The organism is Vibrio sp. VP6, from assembly GCF_028823755.1.
In the GTDB taxonomy this organism is placed as follows: domain Bacteria; phylum Pseudomonadota; class Gammaproteobacteria; order Enterobacterales; family Vibrionaceae; genus Vibrio; species Vibrio parahaemolyticus.
In genome coordinates this window covers 1-858 of record NZ_JAPEID010000161.1, presented here as the reverse complement: position 1 = coordinate 858, position 858 = coordinate 1, and the positions used below count along the sequence as shown (strand labels likewise).

Genomic DNA, 858 nt, shown 5'->3' with positions numbered 1-858 from the left:
TTTTAAAGCGACGTTACGAACGAAGTTGTCAACAAAATTGGCAATACCTTTTTGCTCGTGAAGAACTTGGCAGTCGTAAGGCAAAAAGCGACGCCCCCGTATCGAGACAAATGGTCTATCACATTTGTTGTCAAATTAGAGAAAAACTTGAGAAAAAACTCAAAGGCATCCGAGTTGGATTACATTCTTGTCGTAAGTTTGCGGTGCAACGTGTCGTGAGCATAACAAAAGACGTATTCACCGCCTCGGTATGGATTGGGCATGGGAAAGGGAACCTCGCCATGACAGAACATTATCTGAATCGTTCAGCGCAACATCAGGAACAAGTCAATCGACAGTTAGGAGCTGGTATTTGTCAGATTGAATATACGGTTCCGTTCACACAACGCACTCCTAAGTTATTGATTTAGCCCCCCCCTTTTTATAGGAAAATTCTGAAAACAAAAAACTGACGTTCTACCTGACAGTTTATTGACATATAATTAAGATGTTTTTATGACCATACGCGCCGATTTAACGAACTCTTTGTTTTTCACTCTCGTATTTTGCATTTTATTCAAATTGACCAATACTTAATCTATAAGTTTGTCAGCCTAATCGCCTGTAACCTTATGGGTTAATGCAAGCTTATAACGGGAAGTAGGAAAGAAGTCTTGACTTCCTTCTTACTAATTTTGCCCTTTTTCCGGTATTGCATCCCAAAAAGAGCAATGTGCAAGATGCATGAAAACCAACAAGGAGAGTCCTGCACGCCCCTTAATATAGGCTCGGCCGTGCTTCATTCAACATTGATAAGAGAAAACTTATGAAATTTACCCTGAAAGCTTCTTCTATTGCAGTAATGGCTATCGTTAGTGC

Annotated in this window: 1 protein-coding gene; it reads left to right on the top strand. The window is 40.2% G+C overall.

Translation table 11 applies throughout. The features are described 5' to 3' along the window. The coding region (locus OU793_RS24680; RefSeq protein ID WP_274647922.1) for a hypothetical protein at positions 1–410 on the top strand (410 nt) is incomplete at its 5' end. Between the last annotated feature and the right edge of the window lie 448 nt (positions 411–858).